This window comes from Amycolatopsis sp., assembly GCF_035546795.1.
GTDB lineage: Bacteria > Actinomycetota > Actinomycetes > Mycobacteriales > Pseudonocardiaceae > Amycolatopsis_E.
Genome location: NZ_DASZWC010000066.1, coordinates 12,936 through 28,343, shown reverse-complemented (window position 1 = coordinate 28,343; position 15,408 = coordinate 12,936). Strand labels below are relative to the sequence as shown.

17 protein-coding genes are annotated in these 15,408 nt (G+C 67.5%); 9 read left to right on the top strand and 8 right to left on the bottom strand.

Annotation, left to right across the window (positions count from 1 at the left end; translation table 11 throughout):
- Positions 1–33 precede the first annotated feature (33 nt).
- The 4 genes from VHD82_RS32445 to phoU all read left to right on the top strand — a co-directional run bounded on the left by VHD82_RS32445 (position 34) and on the right by phoU (position 4,476).
- Entirely contained in the window at positions 34–381 is a 348-nt protein-coding gene (locus VHD82_RS32445; RefSeq protein ID WP_325712606.1) for an MmcQ/YjbR family DNA-binding protein, read from the top strand.
- Between the two features lie 264 nt (positions 382–645).
- Positions 646–1,386: a GGDEF domain-containing protein gene (locus tag VHD82_RS32440; protein WP_325712604.1), complete on the top strand. Its 741-nt coding sequence runs from the start codon at positions 646–648 to the stop codon at positions 1,384–1,386.
- A gap of 206 nt (positions 1,387–1,592) precedes the next feature.
- On the top strand, positions 1,593–3,734 hold the full coding sequence (locus VHD82_RS32435) for an LCP family protein (protein WP_325712603.1): 2,142 nt from the start codon (positions 1,593–1,595) through the stop codon (positions 3,732–3,734).
- Positions 3,735–3,810: 76 nt separating this feature from the next.
- Positions 3,811–4,476, top strand: coding sequence for a phosphate signaling complex protein PhoU (phoU, locus tag VHD82_RS32430; protein ID WP_325712601.1), 666 nt, complete (start codon positions 3,811–3,813; stop codon positions 4,474–4,476).
- On the opposite strand, the gene VHD82_RS32425 is transcribed toward phoU, so the two are convergent.
- The 8 genes from VHD82_RS32425 to VHD82_RS32390 form a co-directional block, all read right to left on the bottom strand.
- Positions 4,452–5,096, bottom strand: a complete 645-nt coding sequence (locus VHD82_RS32425; protein WP_325712600.1) for a GTP pyrophosphokinase family protein — start codon at positions 5,094–5,096, stop codon at positions 4,452–4,454. The genes phoU and VHD82_RS32425 overlap by 25 nt on opposite strands.
- A gap of 9 nt (positions 5,097–5,105) precedes the next feature.
- Positions 5,106–6,014: a DMT family transporter gene (locus VHD82_RS32420; RefSeq protein WP_325712598.1), complete on the bottom strand. Its 909-nt coding sequence runs from the start codon at positions 6,012–6,014 to the stop codon at positions 5,106–5,108.
- A gap of 106 nt (positions 6,015–6,120) precedes the next feature.
- Complete coding sequence (pstB, locus tag VHD82_RS32415) at positions 6,121–6,897, bottom strand: phosphate ABC transporter ATP-binding protein PstB (RefSeq protein WP_325712596.1); 777 nt, start codon at positions 6,895–6,897, stop codon at positions 6,121–6,123.
- A 6-nt stretch (positions 6,898–6,903) separates the two neighbouring features.
- Positions 6,904–7,830: a phosphate ABC transporter permease PstA gene (pstA, locus tag VHD82_RS32410; protein WP_325712594.1), complete on the bottom strand. Its 927-nt coding sequence runs from the start codon at positions 7,828–7,830 to the stop codon at positions 6,904–6,906.
- Positions 7,831–7,833: 3 nt separating this feature from the next.
- Complete coding sequence (pstC, locus tag VHD82_RS32405; protein ID WP_325712735.1) at positions 7,834–8,754, bottom strand: phosphate ABC transporter permease subunit PstC; 921 nt, start codon at positions 8,752–8,754, stop codon at positions 7,834–7,836.
- Between the two features lie 159 nt (positions 8,755–8,913).
- Positions 8,914–10,041, bottom strand: coding sequence for a phosphate ABC transporter substrate-binding protein PstS (pstS, locus tag VHD82_RS32400; RefSeq protein ID WP_325712734.1), 1,128 nt, complete (start codon positions 10,039–10,041; stop codon positions 8,914–8,916).
- A 212-nt stretch (positions 10,042–10,253) separates the two neighbouring features.
- Positions 10,254–11,162 (bottom strand): mycothiol synthase, encoded by a 909-nt coding sequence (mshD, locus tag VHD82_RS32395; protein ID WP_325712592.1) that lies wholly within the window; start codon positions 11,160–11,162, stop codon positions 10,254–10,256.
- A gap of 10 nt (positions 11,163–11,172) precedes the next feature.
- Entirely contained in the window at positions 11,173–11,925 is a 753-nt protein-coding gene (locus VHD82_RS32390) for a response regulator transcription factor (RefSeq protein ID WP_325712590.1), read from the bottom strand.
- 189 nt (positions 11,926–12,114) lie between these two features.
- Between VHD82_RS32390 and VHD82_RS32385 the strand changes: the two genes are divergently transcribed.
- From VHD82_RS32385 to VHD82_RS32365, 5 genes are all read left to right on the top strand, one after another.
- On the top strand, positions 12,115–12,981 hold the full coding sequence (locus tag VHD82_RS32385; RefSeq protein ID WP_325712588.1) for a DUF2993 domain-containing protein: 867 nt from the start codon (positions 12,115–12,117) through the stop codon (positions 12,979–12,981).
- Between the two features lie 4 nt (positions 12,982–12,985).
- Positions 12,986–13,423: a thioredoxin family protein gene (locus VHD82_RS32380; RefSeq protein WP_325712586.1), complete on the top strand. Its 438-nt coding sequence runs from the start codon at positions 12,986–12,988 to the stop codon at positions 13,421–13,423.
- Between the two features lie 214 nt (positions 13,424–13,637).
- Entirely contained in the window at positions 13,638–14,066 is a 429-nt protein-coding gene (locus tag VHD82_RS32375) for a DUF4395 domain-containing protein (protein ID WP_325712584.1), read from the top strand.
- A 37-nt stretch (positions 14,067–14,103) separates the two neighbouring features.
- Complete coding sequence (locus VHD82_RS32370; RefSeq protein WP_325712582.1) at positions 14,104–14,940, top strand: sulfurtransferase; 837 nt, start codon at positions 14,104–14,106, stop codon at positions 14,938–14,940.
- Positions 14,941–15,249, top strand: a complete 309-nt coding sequence (locus VHD82_RS32365) for a DUF1416 domain-containing protein (RefSeq protein ID WP_325712580.1) — start codon at positions 14,941–14,943, stop codon at positions 15,247–15,249.
- The last annotated feature ends 159 nt before the right edge of the window (positions 15,250–15,408 follow it).

The window sequence follows — 15,408 nt, the reverse complement described above, 5'->3', positions numbered from 1 at the left end:
CGGTCGGCATGCGGCCCGGCGAGAATGGGACGCATGCCGACCTGGGAAGAAGTCGTCGCGATCGGGATCGCACTGCCGCAAGTCGAGGAATCGACCTGGTACCGCACCCCCGCGTTGAAAGTGGCCGGAAAAGGATTCGCGCGGCTGCGCACGGAAGCCGAAGGCGCGCTGGTGCTGATGTGCGACGAGAGCGAGAAGGCCGCGTTACTCGCATCGGGCGACCGGGCTTTCTTCACCACCCCGCATTACGACGGATATCCATCGATTCTGGTTGATCTGGAGTACATCGACCACACCCGGTTGGCGGAGTTGATCGTCGAATCCTGGCGGCGTAAGGCCCCGGTCAAGTTGCGCACCGCATTCGATTCGGAGCATTCTTGATTACTGTTCAACGGATCTGCCGGATCTGCACCCGACGTCCGAGCGTGCTGCCAACTTCCTTTTAGGACAAGGCGTTTCACCTGCAGAACTCCGGCGCGGCCGGTCGCGGCAGGCCACCGTTCGGGCCAGTGAGTGACAGGAACCGAGCCATGAGCACACCATTTCGACCACGCAGAGCGATGTGTCGTCGTCCGGTTGAGCGATATTCGTATTTGCCCGTACGCACCGCTCAAGCCACACGTCTTAGTAGACGACAAGAACTGCGTGACGGAGGTGGAGACTGTGTCGGCGAAGCAGGTCGTGCCGGACGATCCCGCCCTGCACGAGTCGATGGCCGACACGCTCGCCTCACGAGGCGACTGGCGTGGCGCGTACGAGCATCTGCGCGCGGCGCTCGAGTTGCAGCGGACGCAGCCGCCGCCCCTGCCCGAGCAGTTCCGCCGTGAGGTCGACCGGCTCCGCCGGGAACGCGCGCAGGCACTGGAAGAAAGCCTGCGCGACGGGCTGACCACCGTGTACAACCGGCGCTATCTGGACAGGCGGCTCGATGACCTGCTCACCGAGCCGCGCGGCCCGCTCGCCGTGGCACTGGTGGACATCGATCTGTTCAAGAACGTGAACGACACGTTCGGTCACCTGGCTGGTGACCAGGTCCTTCGCCGGGTCGCGATGCTGTTGCGGGAAGGCCTCCCGCAGCACGGATTCTGCGCGCGCTACGGTGGCGAGGAGTTCATGCTGGTGTTACCGGCGGTTCAGCCCGATGATGCGGTGCGGGTGGCCGAGGGAGCCCGCACCCGGGTTGCGGAACACCCCTGGTCAGCACTATGGCCGGGGCTTTCGGTGACCATCAGTGTCGGGCTCGCGTATGAGGCGGAAAGCGCTTTCGGTGACCGGCGGCAGGTGCTGGAGGCGGACCACCTCCTATACGCCGCGAAACATGCCGGACGCAATCGCGTTGCTTATCGCGACTGGTCCGACGCCGCCGTTATTGGGTACTGTCCGTAGTTTTTTCGCGGTCTTACGTTCTATTTCTGCCGTTCGGTTCACCCGGTTTGTCTCGCGCAACGCTAGTTCTCGCACTCTGTGTGAAAAAAGTGCCGGGAGGGTGTCGTCAGGAACAGCAAGTATCCGTACGATAACGATGCTCGCCGCCCCGGCGATCAACACTGTGGCGGTGGAAAACCGCCTCCTAGCGACTGAGAGGAGACCGGGTGCCAGACGACCGCACCGCCGGCCCCGGTTCTCGTGGTAGCAGCGGCTCTCCGCGTGCCCGCCGCCGTCGCTCGATAGACACCCACGGTGGGATCAGCGTCTCCGACGTGCTCGCGCAGCACACCGGCATCCGGCCGAACTTCGAGGCCACGGGCGGTCCGGCCGCCCCCTCGTCGCACGAGCGCGAGCCGGAGCCGGAGGATCCGCACCCGTCGCTGCCCCCGGTCGCACGTAGACAGGCCCCGCCCCCGCCACCGCGGGTCAAACCCGGCCCGCCGGTGCAACGCCGGACGCCCGCGCCGCCCGCGCAACCGCCGGCCGGACGCCCGCCCGCGCGGCCGGTCCCGCCCTCGCCCGCCCCGAGGCCCCCGGTGGTCGAACCGGAACTGCGCCGCGCGCCGGAACAGCCGTTCGACGGCCGCCGCGGCTCCGAATCCATGCTGCCGCCTGACGTGCGCCGCGCGCCCGGCGAGCCGCGTCACGCCGAGCCGACTCCGATGCCGCCCGAGGCGCGCCGCGCGCCTGAGGCCCCGCCGGTCCGCGCGCCCAAACCTCCGATGCCGCCGGAAAACCGGCGTGCCCCCGAACTGCCGATGCCGCCGGAAGCGCGCCGCCCGCCCGAGGCGCCGCCCGCCGCATCGCATCGTGCCGAGCCGCCGATGCCGCCGGAAGCGCGTCGCCCGCCCGAAGTGCCGAAGCCGCCGCGCGCCAACGGGCTCTCGCGTCGGCCGCCGATCACGCCGGAAGACCGGCTGACCATGACCGACGAGATGGAGCCGATCGACGACAGCACCAAGGTGCGTCGCAAGATCGACCACACCCTCGCCCGGTTCTCCGCTGCGCACGACCAGCTCGAAGCGGAGGAGGCGCAACGGAAGCAGCGGCTGGAAAGGTTCACCGCGCGCCCGGCGCAGCTGTTCGAGCAGACCCGCACGGCGTTCCAGCGCGCGATCAAGAGCGAGGCCGCCGAGCCGACCCGCTCGGTCGCCTCCCCGGACGAGCCCGCGCCGCAAACCCGGTTGCAGGAAAAGAAAGAACGCAAGACCCGCCGGTCGGTGCTGAGCTGGCGGATCGCCGCCGCGGTGCTCGCCGCGCTGGTCTTCCTCGGCACCGGCGCGGCCTGGGGTACCAAAACCTGGTTCAACAGCAAGTTCACCGAGATCGCCGCGCTCGACGAGAACTCGTCCGACATCCAGGACGCGCCGGCCCAGACCGGTGACGAGAACTTCCTCATCGCCGGCTCGGACACCCGGGCCGGTTCCACGGCCGAGGAGAACGTCGGCAGCGCCGACGACGTCGAGGGCGCCCGCTCGGACACCGTGATGCTCGCCCACATCCCGGCCGACCGGCAGCGAGCCGTGGTCATCTCCTTCCCGCGTGACCTGGAGATCTCCCGCCCGGACTGCAACCGGTTCGACTCCGGGACCAACGACTACAGCGACGAGGTCGTCCCCGGCGCCACCAAGGTCAAGCTCAACACCGCGTACGCGGTCGGTGGCCCGCGCTGTCTCACCAAATGGGTCCAGCAGCTCACCGGGATGCGGATCAACCACTTCGTCGGCATCGACTTCAGCGGGTTCAAGGACATGGTGGACGCCGTGGGTGGGGTGACCGTGCACGTCGACTCCCCGATCAAGGACACCGTGCTGGGCATGGTGGTCTCGCAGACCGGCGACGTCACGATCTCCGGCGACCAGGCGCTCAGCTTCGTCCGCGCGCGGCACGTCATCGGGGACGTCACCTCCGACTACGGCCGGATCAAGCGCCAGCAGGAGTTCATCGGCTCGCTCATGACGAAGGTCATGTCGCACGGGGTGCTGACGAACCCTGGCCAGCTTTCCGGGTTCGTCACCGCCTTCGCGAAAGCGACCTTCGGCGACAACATCGGCGTGGACCAGATGCTCACACTGGCCCAGTCGATGAAGGGTCTGGACGCGAGCAAGGTCAACTTCATGACCGTGCCGACCACCGGCGAGTCCAACAGCCGCGGTAACGAGGTGTTGTTGGACAGCAAGGCGAAAGCGATCTTCCAGGCCCTCATCGACAACACAGCGTTACCGGGTACGACCCCGGAGTCGACCTCCACCGCCGCCGGGTCGCGGAGCAGCGCGCCCAGCTCCACCAGCAAGTCCGAGCAGTAACATTCGTTAGCCGGGGTTCACTCGGGGTTCACTCCGCGATGCGGTGTTCGCCTGGCCGTCGCCGTAAGGTGTGGCCATGCGCGAGCAATACCACGTCGAACTCGAAGAGCTGGCCGCCAATCTGGCGAACATGTCGGTCCAGGTCGCCCATGCGATGGAGAAGGCCACCAAGGCCCTGCTCACCGCCGACCTTTCCCTCGCCGAGCAGGTGATCGGCGGGGACGCGGAGATCGACGACGCGCGCGCGGAATGCGAGGAGCAGGCGTACGCACTGCTGGCCCTGCAGGCGCCGGTCGCCACCGATCTGCGCACCGTGCTCGCCGTCATCCACGCCGCGGAGAGCCTGGAGCGGATGGGTGACCTCGCCCTGCACGTCGCCAAGGCCGCCCGCCGCCGGCACCCGGAAAGCGCGCTGCCCGAGCCGGTCAAGCCGTACTTCGCGGAGATGGGCGACGCAGTCGTCCGGCTGGCGCTGCGCACCGAAGAGGTGATCAAGTCCAAGGACGTCGAGGCCGCCCGCTCGCTGGAGGCCGACGACGACCAGGTCGACGAGATCCACCGCCACCTGTTCAGCGTGATCATGGCGAAGGACTGGGAGTTCGGCGTGCCCGCCGCTGTCGACGTGACCCTGCTCGGCCGCTTCTTCGAGCGCTACGCCGACCACGCCGTTTCGGTCGCCAAGCGGATGGTGTTCGTTTCCACCGGCAAGATGCCCGGCTACGGCGCCGACGAGGATATTTGAGCCTGGCGGTGTAACGCCGTCATCCGGGTGTCGAGGTCGGCTGCCGTCGCGGCGGCCGCCCTCAGTTCGGCGGCGAAGTCCTCGGGGGCTTCGCCTTCGTATTTGTAGAACAGCTTGTGCTCGACGGCGGCCCAGAAATCCATCGCGATCGTGCGCATCTGGATCTCCACCTTGACCTTCTCCACCCGGTCGGACAGGAACACCGGGATCCGCACGATCAGGTGCAGGCTGCGGTAGCCATTGGGCTTCGGGGCCGCGATGTAGTCCTTGGTCTTGACGATCTCCACGTCGTCCTGGCGGCCCAGCATCCCGGCCACCATGTACACGTCCGGCATGAACGGGCACACCACGCGGATGCCCGCCACGTCCTCGATGTGCTCGCGGACCGCCTCGATGCTCGGCTCGAAACCCTTGCGCCGCAGCTTTCCCATGATCGCCTTCGGCTGCTTCACGCGGCTGGTGATGTGCTCGATCGGATCGTGCTGGTGCGCGAAGTCGAACTCCTCGGACAGGATCCGCAGCTTGGTCATGAGCTCGTCGACGGCGAACTTGTAGACCATCAGCTCACGGCCGAGGTCCTGCAGGATCGCCGTGTGGGGCTGGTCGTCGAGGACGGTCACAGGTCCACTTTAGTCAGCCGAGCGGGCCGACCGGGTGGCGCCGATCGAGGCCGCGACCACGCAGCACAACGCCAGCCACTGCATCGGCTTCAGTGCCTCGTGCAGCACCACGAGCCCGGCCAGCGCGCCGACCGCGGGCTCCAGGCTCATCAGCACGCCGAACACGCGCGGCGGGATCTTGCGCAGGGCCTCCAGCTCCAGCGAGTACGGGATCACCGAGGACAGCAGCGCGACCGCGAGCCCGATGATCAGGATCCACGGCGAAAGCAGCGCGGTGCCCGACTCGACGACGCCCACCGGCATCGCCACCATCGCCGCGACCGCCATCGCGACGGCGAGCCCGCTGCCCTCCGACGTCCGGTCGCCCAGCGCCGCGCCGAGCAGGATGTAGAGGCCCCAGCAGATCCCGGCACCGAGCGCGAACAGCATCCCGATCATGGACAGGTCGCCGCGGTTCTCGGTGAGCAGCACCACCCCGCCCGCGGCGAGCAGCGCCCACACCGCGTCGAGCAGGCGGCGGGAGCCGGCGAGCGCCACCGTCAGCGGGCCGAGGAACTCGATGGTCACCGCGATGCCCTGCGGGATCCGCGCCAGCGCCTGGTAGAAGAGCAGGTTCATGCCGCCGAGCACGATGCCGTAGCCCAGCACCACCGGCCACGCCCGACGGCCGAGCCGCAGCGCCGGGCGCCAGATCAGCAGCAGCACCACTGCGGCGAAGAACAGCCGCAGCGACACCGTGCCCGCCGCGCCGGCGACCGCGAAGAGCTGTTTCGCCAGCGAGGCACCGACCTGCACGCTGACGATGCCGACCAGCACCTGCAACGGCGGCGGAACGGCCCCCAGTACCCGACCGGCCAGCGCCAGTGTGCGCGGCCGCGGCAGCCGCCCTCCGAATTCGTCGACGTTCACCGAAACCACGCCACGACGGTATCGCCTGCCACCGACACTTCCGACCGGTTTTCCGCCACAACGCCGGACGGCCGGCCTCCACCAGGGAGACCGGCCGTCCGATGTGGGGAATGGCTCAGCCGAAGCGGCCCGAGATGTAGTCCTCGGTCGCCTTCTCGTTGGGGTTGGAGAAGATCTTCTCCGTGTCGTTCAGCTCGACGAGCCTGCCGGGCTGACCGACCCCGGCCAGGTTGAAGAACGCCGTCTGGTCCGACACCCGCGCCGCTTGCTGCATGTTGTGGGTGACGATGACGATCGTGTATTCCTTCTTCAGCTCGCCGATCAGGTCCTCGATCGCCAGTGTGGAGATCGGGTCCAGGGCCGAGCAGGGCTCGTCCATCAGCAGCACGTCCGGGCGCACCGCGATCGCCCGGGCGATGCACAACCGCTGCTGCTGACCACCGGAGAGACCGCCGCCCGGCTTGTTCAGCCGGTCCTTGACCTCGTTCCACAGGTTCGCCCCGCGCAGCGCGCGCTCGGCGATCCCGTCGAGCTGCTTCTTGTTCTTGGCCCCGGCCAGTTTCAGCCCCGCGACCACGTTGTCCTTGATGGACATCGTGGGGAACGGGTTGGGCCGCTGGAACACCATGCCGATGGTCCGGCGCACCTGCACCGGGTCCACATTGGACGCATAGATGTTCTCCCCGTCCAGCAGCACGTCGCCGTCCACGCGCGCACCCGGGATCACCTCGTGCATCCGGTTGAGCGTGCGCAGCACCGTGGACTTGCCGCAGCCGGACGGGCCGATGAACGCCGTCACGTTGCGCGGCGGCACCGACAGCGTGACGCTGTCCACGGCGTGGAACTTGCCGTAGTAGATGTCGAGGTCCTTGACGTCGATTCGCTTAGCCATCCCAGCTCACTTCTTCTTCGGTGCGACCACGCGGGAGATGAGCGTGGCGAGGAGGTTGATCAGGGCGATGATGATGATGAGCGTCAGCGCCGCACCCCAGATGCGGTCGAAACCGACGCTACCCGGATCCATCGTGTTGGTGGCCCGTTCGTTGTTCATCAGCAACGGCAGTGACGCCTGCTCATGATCGAACAGATCCCAGTTCACGTAGGCCGAGTAACCGACCAGCACCAGCAGCGGTGCGGTCTCACCCATCACGCGGGCCAGCGCCATCATGACACCCGAGATGATGCCCGACAGCGCGGTCGGCAGCACCACCCGCATGATCGTCTTCCACTTGGGCACGCCGAGCGCGTACGACGCTTCGCGCAGGTCATCCGGGACGATCTGCAGCATCTCTTCGGCCGAGCGGACCACGACCGGGATCATCAGCAGCACCAGTGCCAGCGACACGGCGAAACCGCTGCGGGGCAGGCCGAGCGTGGTGATCCACAGCGCGTAGATGAACAGCGCGGCCACGATCGACGGGACACCGGAAAGGATGTCCACCATGAACGTGGTGATCTTGGCGAGCTTGCTGCGCGCGCCGTACTCGACGAGGTAGATCGCCACCAGCAGGCCGATCGGCACCGCGATGACCGCGCAGACCAGGCCCTGCTCCAGGGTGCCGATGATGGCGTGCAGCACGCCGCCGCCGACCTCGTCCGAGAGCACCGAGCCGAAGTCCTGTGACCACCAGTTGCTGTACGGAATCCGCTTGATCCCGTTGGCGATCACCGTGTACAGCACCCAGACCAGCGGTACCAGCGCGATCAGGAACGACAGCCACACCAGGATCGTGGCGACGGCGTTCCTGACCTTGCGCGCGGTGCCGATCTTCTGGAACGCCGGCGTGAGCGCCGGGCGGTCGGTGTCGGAGAGTGTGCTCGTCATCGCTCAGTCACCCTTCTTTCCACCGATGACCGCGCGCGCCGCGAAGTTCACCAGGAACGTGAGCACGAACAGCACGAGGCCGGCCGCGATGTAGGCACCGGCCGACGTCGGGTTGTTGAACTCGGAGTAGTTCGCCGCGATCTGCGAAGCGAAGGTGGCGCCACCGTCGAAGATGGTCCAGTCGAAATGCCCACCCCGCGGGATGAACAGGATCACCGCGATCGCGATGGTCTCACCGAGCGCACGGCCGAGGCCCAGCATGGAGGCGCCGATGTAGCCCGCCTTGCCGAAGGGCAGCACCGTGGTGCGGATGACCTCCCAGCGCGTCGCGCCGAGCGCCAGCGCGCCTTCGATGTGCGTGGTGGGCGTGCGCTCGAAGACTTCACGTGTGAGCGAGGTGATGATCGGCAGCACCATCACCGCGACCACCACGCCCGCGGTGAAGATCGTGCCCGAGAAGTTCGGGAACACGTTGCCCTGCCCGAAAATCGGGATGAAGCCGAGCGCGTCGTTGAGCCATTGCGCGACCGGCGACAGCTTCGGGGCGAGCACGAGGATGCCCCACAGGCCGAAGATGATCGAGGGGACCGCGGCCAGCAGGTCGATCACGTAGGCGAAGGCCCTGGCCAGTCGTCGTGGCGCGTACTGCGTCAGGAACAGCGCGATACCAAGGGAAATCGGCATCGCGATGATCAGCGCCACCAGGGAGATGTAGACCGTGACCAGGAACAGGTCACGGATACCGAACTTCAGATTGTTCGGGTCGGAGGTGTCCCAGGTGTTGGAGAAGAAGCTGACCTGGTCGGCCTTCAGCGCCGGGATCGCCTGGATCAGCAGGAAAAGGCCGATCAGGCCGATCAGCGCCACCACGAACACACCCGCGCCCGTGGTGAGGTTCTTGAAGATGCGGTCTCCCGGCCGCACCTTCGTCCGGTTCGTGGTCACTGGTTGCGCCGAAATCGTGGCCTCCGGGGGAGTTGAGACGACAACGGACGCCCACCGGGGTATCCGGAGGGCGTCCGTGTCGAGGTTGGCTCGCTCATCGGGTTTTGTTGGTCCAACCCATTTCCAGCTGGTGCGGTACTACGAGATGGCGGCGATCGAGGTGAGCACCTTGTCCTGCAGGCTCTGCGGCAGCGGCACGAAGCCCTTGTCCGCGATCGGCTGCTGGGCGGTGGTCGCCGAGGAGGTCAGGAACGCCTTGACGGCCTTGGCGGTGTCGGCGTCGTAACCCTTGGAGCAGACGATCTCGTACGTCGTCAGCAGCAGCGGGTACGCACCCGGGGTGTTGGCGGCGTAGATCTTGTCCAGGTCCATCGCCAGGTCGTTGCTGCCAGGGGTCTTGAACACCGCGGCGTCGAGCGCCTTGGCCACGTTCTGCGGGCTCAGCTCGACCGCGCCGGAGCCACTGTCGATCTTGGCGGCGGTGATGCCGTCCTTGACGTAGGAGGACTCCAGGTAGCCGATCGCGCCGTCGGCCGCGCGGATCGCCGAGGCGACACCGTTCGAACCGGAGGCACCGTTGCCGACGCCGCCCTTGAAGGCCTTGCCGGTGCCCTGGGTCCACGCGCCCTTGCCGGCGGCGGCCAGGTAGTGCTGGAAGTTGTCCGTGGTACCCGACTCGTCGGAGCGCGAGAACACCTGGATCGGCTTGGCCGGCAGGTTCACACCGGGGTTGATCGCGGCGATCGCCGGGTCGTTCCAGGTCTTGATCTGGCCGTTGAAGATCTTGGCCGCGACCTCACCGGTAAGCGTGAGCGAGGAGACGCCGTCGAGCTTGTAGCCGATGCCGACCGGGCCGACCACGAGCGGCAGGTTCCAGGCGGGGTTGCCACCGCAACGGGTGGCGGCGGCCTGCACGTCGGCGCCGGAGAGCGGCGAGTCCGAACCACCGAAGTCGACCTGCTTGGCGTTGAACTGCTTCACGCCCGCGCCGGAGCCGGTCGCGTTGTAGTTCACGACCTGGCCCGGGCACGCCTTGGCGTACTGCTGGGCGAAGACGTCCACCGCGGTCTTCTGCGCGGTCGAGCCTTCGCCGGACAGCGGGGTCTTGCCCCCGCAGTCCACCTTGGCGGTCCCGGTCGCCGCGGCGGCCGCGCCCGAGGTCGGGGTGCTGTTGTTGGACGAGGCCGGGTCGGAACCACAAGCGGCGAGCACGAGTGCCGCACTCGCCACGATGCCGACTGCACCCATCGGCCGCATGATCTTCACTGTCATGTCCTCCAGCTATCTGAGCTTGTCGGGACCGGACATTAGGCAGACAGGGTGGCCGGGTGGCCGTGTATGGGTGAACGCAAGGTGAACAAGGCCGCTGAACAGGCGTGGGATAGTTCACCCGAAAGCTTGTCGTGTCCTAGCCGTGACCTGCGGGTTTGCGATCCGTGACAGGTTGCGCGCTCGCGGTTAACAGATCGAAACCGTGATCACCGTGCGTATTGGACGTCGACCGAGTAGCGCGTGAAGCCGAGCTTCGTGTACACCGCGATGGCCGGGGTGTTGTCGCCCTCGACGTACAGGATCACCTGAGCGAGGCCCTTGTCCCGCAAGTAACGCAGCCCGGCCAGGGTGAGCGCTTTGCCGAGGCCACCGCCCTGCGCGTCCGGATCGACGCCGACGACGTAGACCTCGCCGACGGGCTCGCCGCCGAACTGGCCGGGGTCGGCGGGATGGATCTTGGTCCAGTGGAAGCCGAGCAGCTTGCCTTCGCGTTCGGCGAGGAAGAAGCCCTCGGCGTCGAACCAGTCTGCACGCTCCGTGTTCGTCAGTTCGGCGACGGTGAGCTGCCCCTGCTCGGGGTGCCAGTCGAAGGCGCGCGCGTTGACGTCGACGACGGCCTGCTCGTCCTGCCCCGGGACGAACGTGCGCAGCGAAACACCGTCCCGCAGAACCGGCTCCGGCCAGTCCGCGCCGGCCACATTCACATGCAGGACAAGGAGTTCACGGGCGCGGGCGAAGCCGGCGCGCTCGGCGATACGGGCGGCGGCCGGATGATCTCCGTGCGCCCAGACGCGCAGCTTGTCCGGCTCGCCGACCTTTTCCACCAGCGCCTCGACCAGCCGCGTACCGACGCCTTGCCGCCGTCGATCAGGGTGCACGATCAGCTCGGCGACCTGACGGCCGAAGGCATCGCCACTCGTGTCCAGATGCGCGTAGCCGACCAGCTTGCCTTCGTCGTGGCCGAGCAGGTGCAGACCACCCGAGAACTCCCCCGGCAACGGACCTTCGGCCTTCACCTCGGGCCGGGTGTCCACCGCGCGGGCGGCGAGCAGCAGCTCGCGCACCTCGCCGGTCACGAGCTCGTTCAGTTCCGGCACCCACACCACGTTCAGCATGGGTTCGAAGTTACTGCGCGGGGACCTCGGTGGGCAGCTCGCTGGTGTCGAAGTTGAGCGACGTGACACCCGGCTTGGGGCCGCCCTTCGCGGGCCGCTCGAACTTGTAGCCGACGTTGCGCACGGTGCCGATCATCTGCTCGTGCTCCGGGCCGAGCTTGGCGCGCAGCCGCCGGACGTGCACGTCCACGGTGCGGGTGCCACCGAAGAAGTCGTAACCCCAGACCTCCTGCAGCAGCTGGGCGCGGGTGAAGACCCGGCCGGCGTGCTGGGCGAGGTACTTGAGCAGCTCGAACTCCTTGTACGTGAGCTCGAGGGTGCGGCGGCGCAGGCGCGCGGTGTAGGTGGCCTCGTCGATCACCAGCTCACCGACGCGCAGCTCGGCGTCGACCTGGGTTGAGCCGCCGTCGCGGGTGGTGGCCAGCCGCAGCCGGGCGTCCACCTCGGCCGGGCCCGCGGTGGGCAGCAGGATGTCGTCGGTGCGCCATTCCGCGCTGACCGCGACCAGGCCACCCTCGCCGACCACGGCGATGATCGGCGTGCTGGCCTCGTCCTCGCCGGTGCCCTTGAGCAGACGGCAGAGGCTCTTCGCCGAGGCCAGATCGGTTCTCGCGTCGAGCAGGATGACGTCGCGGTGCCCGGCGTCCAGCAGCGCGGTGACTTCCGGTGCGCGCACGCGTACGGTGTGGGGCAGCAGATCAAGGGCCGGCAGAACCGCAGTGGCCTCCGGCTCGGGAGTGAGTACGAGCAGGTCCAGGCTCATTCGCCCACCGCCTTTTTTCTGTCCGGGCGTCGAACGCCCCTGGCCGGTGCCTGTAGAGCCTAATCGGTTGAACCCGCAAACACCTCCCCTCTGCTGTACTCGTCACAGTGCCGTCACACTGGTGACCCGTACCGTGCAGTCGCGCGCACGAACATTCGGACAGATCGGATACGAAGAGTGAGCAGACCTGTGACCCAGGATCGCCCCGCCTCGTCCGGCCATGGCAAACGCCGTGGCCGGCGCGCCCGCCGCATCGTCATCAGCCTTGCGGTGCTGGTCGCGGTGCTGGTAGCGGCCGATTTCGGCCTCGCCGCGTACGCCGAGCACACCGTGTCCCAGAAGGCGCGCGAGCAGCTCAAGCTGACCGATGACCCGTCGGTGACCATCCACGGGTTCCCGTTCACCACGCAGGCCATCAGTGGTGACTACAGCCACATCTCGCTTTCGGCGTCCGGGGTGCCGATCCAGGAGCTGCGTGACGTGGCCGTCAACGCCGAGCTCAACGACGTGACCGCCCCGCTGTCCGACCTGATTCACGGCAACACCGACGCGATCAAGATCGGTCAGCTCCAGGCGCAGGTCACCATCAAGGCCAGCGACATCGCCAGGGTCGACCCGCTCACCAAGATCGAGGACCTGCGCATCGAGCCCTCCAGCATCGAGTACGTGCAGACCGGCCAGGAAGCGACCGACAACTCCGACTCGACCGCCACCAACACCGAGGACCAGGACAAGTCCAAGGCCGGCATCCGGGTCTCCGGCGACGTGCAGATCGCCGGGCAGAAGATCGAGATCTTCTGCTTCGCGCTGATCGAACTGCACGGCACTTCGATCGACATCGTCCCGCAGCGGCTGCAGTACGGGAATGACAAGGAGACCACTGTCGTTCCAGCTGCTGTACAAAAGGCCCTGCTGCCGAACTTCAAGGCGTCCATCGACACCGGCAGCCTGCCCTTCGAGGTCACGCCGACCGCCGTGCAGGTGAACAGCGGCTCGGTGACCATCAAGGGCGAGGCGAAGAACGTGACGTTCAGCGGGGCCTCGTCGGGAAGGTGAGGACATGGTCGGCGTCTGGGTAGTGCTGGGCGTGCTGGTGATCGGTTCGGTCGCCGGTCTACTGCTGCGAGCCCGCAACGGGCGGATCAGCGCGGCGAAGCGGCCCGAGCGGGAGTTGCCCGCCTCGGTCGCCGAAGCCCTCGACCCGCGGACGCCGGTCACCCTGGTGCAGATCTCCACCACGTTCTGCGCCCCGTGCCGGCACACCCGCGCCGTGCTGGAACCGCTCGCGGAGCGGACTGAAGGACTTCGTCACGTCGAACTGGACGTGACGGACCAGCCCGAGGTCGCGCAGGCGCTGGGTGTGCTGCGCACCCCGACCACGCTCGCTTTCTCACCATCTGGGACGGAACTGCTGCGTATCAGCGGGGTGCCGAAGGGTGCTGCGGTGCTGGAAGCCCTGGACGAGCACCTTCGTCCGGTTTCGCCGGGGTCCAACTGATGAACGAGGTTCCCACGGGTAGGGAAGGCCAAGTACCCTTGGCGTCGTGAACAGGCTGCCCACCACTTTGCTGACGCAACGCCGCGCGGTCGATTTCTGCCGCGTGCGCAGCAGCCTGTGTCTGGTGTGACGAGCCTTCCCAGCTCGCTTTCCCCCGGTAGTAAATCCGTTTTCGACGCGCGTACCGGCGCGCGCCCGCCCCGGGAGGCACACCATGTCAGCAGGACCAGCAGTCGACCCTCGTGGCCCGAGGTTCGCGGCCGTCGTGACCACCGTGGTGCTGGCGATCGTGCTGATCACCAGCTGGTGGCCGTTGCTCGCCGTGCAGGCCGTCGTCTTCGCCATCGGTGCGTTCGTCGGGCTCAAGCCGGCGCCGTACTCGATCCTGTACCGCAAGCTGGTGGCGCCACGCCTCGGTCCGACGACCGAACGCGAGGAGGCCGCCCCGCTGCGGTTCGCGCAGGCCGTCGGGTTCGTCTTCGCCGTGGTAGGCACCCTCGGCTACGCGTTCGGCAGCACGCCGGTCGGGGTCGTGGCCACCGCGTTCGCGCTGCTGGCCGCCTTCCTCAACGCCGCGTTCAACTTCTGCCTCGGCTGCGAGATGTACCTGCTGATCCGCCGGTTCACGCCCCAAGCGTCCTGATCAAGTCCACCCAGTAGAAGAAGAAAGAAAGAGAGCAATGAGCCGAGAAGACGTCCTGGTCACTACGCAGTGGGCCGAGGAGAACCTGGACACCCCCGGCGTGGTCTTCGCCGAGGTGGATGAGGACACCACCGCCTACGACGGCGGGCACATCCGCGGTGCCGTCAAGATCGACTGGAAGACCGATCTGCAGGACCCGGTCCGCCGTGACTTCGTGGACAAGGCGGGCTTCGAAGCCCTCCTGTCGGAGAAGGGCATCGGCAACGACGACCTCGTGGTCCTCTACGGCGGCAACAACAACTGGTTCGCCGCGTACGCCTACTGGTACTTCAAGCTCTACGGCCACGACAAGGTCAAGCTGCTCGACGGTGGCCGCAAGAAGTGGGAGCTGGACGGCCGCGAGCTGAACGCCGACGAGGTCAAGCGCGACGCCACCAGCTACACCGCGAAGGAGCCGGACACCAAGATCCGCGCCTTCCGCGACGAGGTCGTCGACGCGATCGGCACCAAGAACCTGGTCGACGTCCGCTCGCCCGACGAGTTCTCCGGCAAGCTGCTGGCCCCGGCGCACCTGCCGCAGGAGTCCGCGCAGCGCGCCGGCCACATCCCGACGGCGCTGAACGTGCCGTGGGCCAAGACCGCGAACGAGGACGGCACCTTCAAGACCGCCGAGGAGCTCACCGAGCTGTACAACGAGGCAGGCCTGGACACCGGCAAGGCGACCATCGCCTACTGCCGCATCGGCGAGCGCTCCAGCCACACGTGGTTCGCGCTGCACGAGCTGATCGGGCTGTCCGACGTCAAGAACTACGACGGTTCGTGGACCGAGTACGGCTCGCTGGTCGGCGTGCCGATCGAGACGGGAGCGAAGTAAATGAGTGCTGACGGTTGCGGCGCCCCGGCGCAGACGGCCACCCCGGCCGACATCGACACGCAGGGTCAGGTCGTGGTGGCCGGCAAGGTGTCCGGCAGCGACGGCCCGCTTGGCGGCGCCTACGTGCGCCTGCTCAACGGCGAAGGTGACTTCGCCGGTGAAGTGCAGGCTTCGTCCGAAGGGGATTTCCGCTTCTACGCGGCCCCCGGCGCCTGGACGGTGCGCGCCCTGCACCGCTCCGGCAACGGCGAAGCCTCGGTGACGGCCGAGGGCCCTGGGCTGCACCAGGTGGCCATTTCGGTGGCCTGATCCACTCCGCGCCCATGGGGCCACCGGCAGCCGCCGGTGGCCCCATGTTTTTTGCGCCGGCGTGCGTGTCCTTCGCCACCACGGGCGAGGGGGCTGACCAGGGTCGGGGGCGTTATCCTGCTTGGCGTGGAAGCACTCTTTACGACCCTGCTGGTGATC

Excerpts from the sequence above, each read along its gene's own strand:
- VHD82_RS32365 (WP_325712580.1), top strand. The coding sequence starts at position 14,941 with ATGAGTGCTGACGGTTGCGGCGCCCCGGCGCAGACGGCCACCCCGGCC.
- VHD82_RS32380 (WP_325712586.1), top strand. The coding sequence starts at position 12,986 with ATGGTCGGCGTCTGGGTAGTGCTGGGCGTGCTGGTGATCGGTTCGGTC.
- VHD82_RS32375 (WP_325712584.1), top strand. The coding sequence starts at position 13,638 with ATGTCAGCAGGACCAGCAGTCGACCCTCGTGGCCCGAGGTTCGCGGCC.
- pstB (WP_325712596.1), bottom strand. The coding sequence starts at position 6,897 with ATGGCTAAGCGAATCGACGTCAAGGACCTCGACATCTACTACGGCAAG.
- phoU (WP_325712601.1), top strand. The coding sequence starts at position 3,811 with ATGCGCGAGCAATACCACGTCGAACTCGAAGAGCTGGCCGCCAATCTG.
- VHD82_RS32370 (WP_325712582.1), top strand. The coding sequence starts at position 14,104 with ATGAGCCGAGAAGACGTCCTGGTCACTACGCAGTGGGCCGAGGAGAAC.
- pstA (WP_325712594.1), bottom strand. The coding sequence starts at position 7,830 with ATGACGAGCACACTCTCCGACACCGACCGCCCGGCGCTCACGCCGGCG.
- mshD (WP_325712592.1), bottom strand. The coding sequence starts at position 11,162 with ATGCTGAACGTGGTGTGGGTGCCGGAACTGAACGAGCTCGTGACCGGC.
- VHD82_RS32445 (WP_325712606.1), top strand. The coding sequence starts at position 34 with ATGCCGACCTGGGAAGAAGTCGTCGCGATCGGGATCGCACTGCCGCAA.
- VHD82_RS32390 (WP_325712590.1), bottom strand. The coding sequence starts at position 11,925 with ATGAGCCTGGACCTGCTCGTACTCACTCCCGAGCCGGAGGCCACTGCG.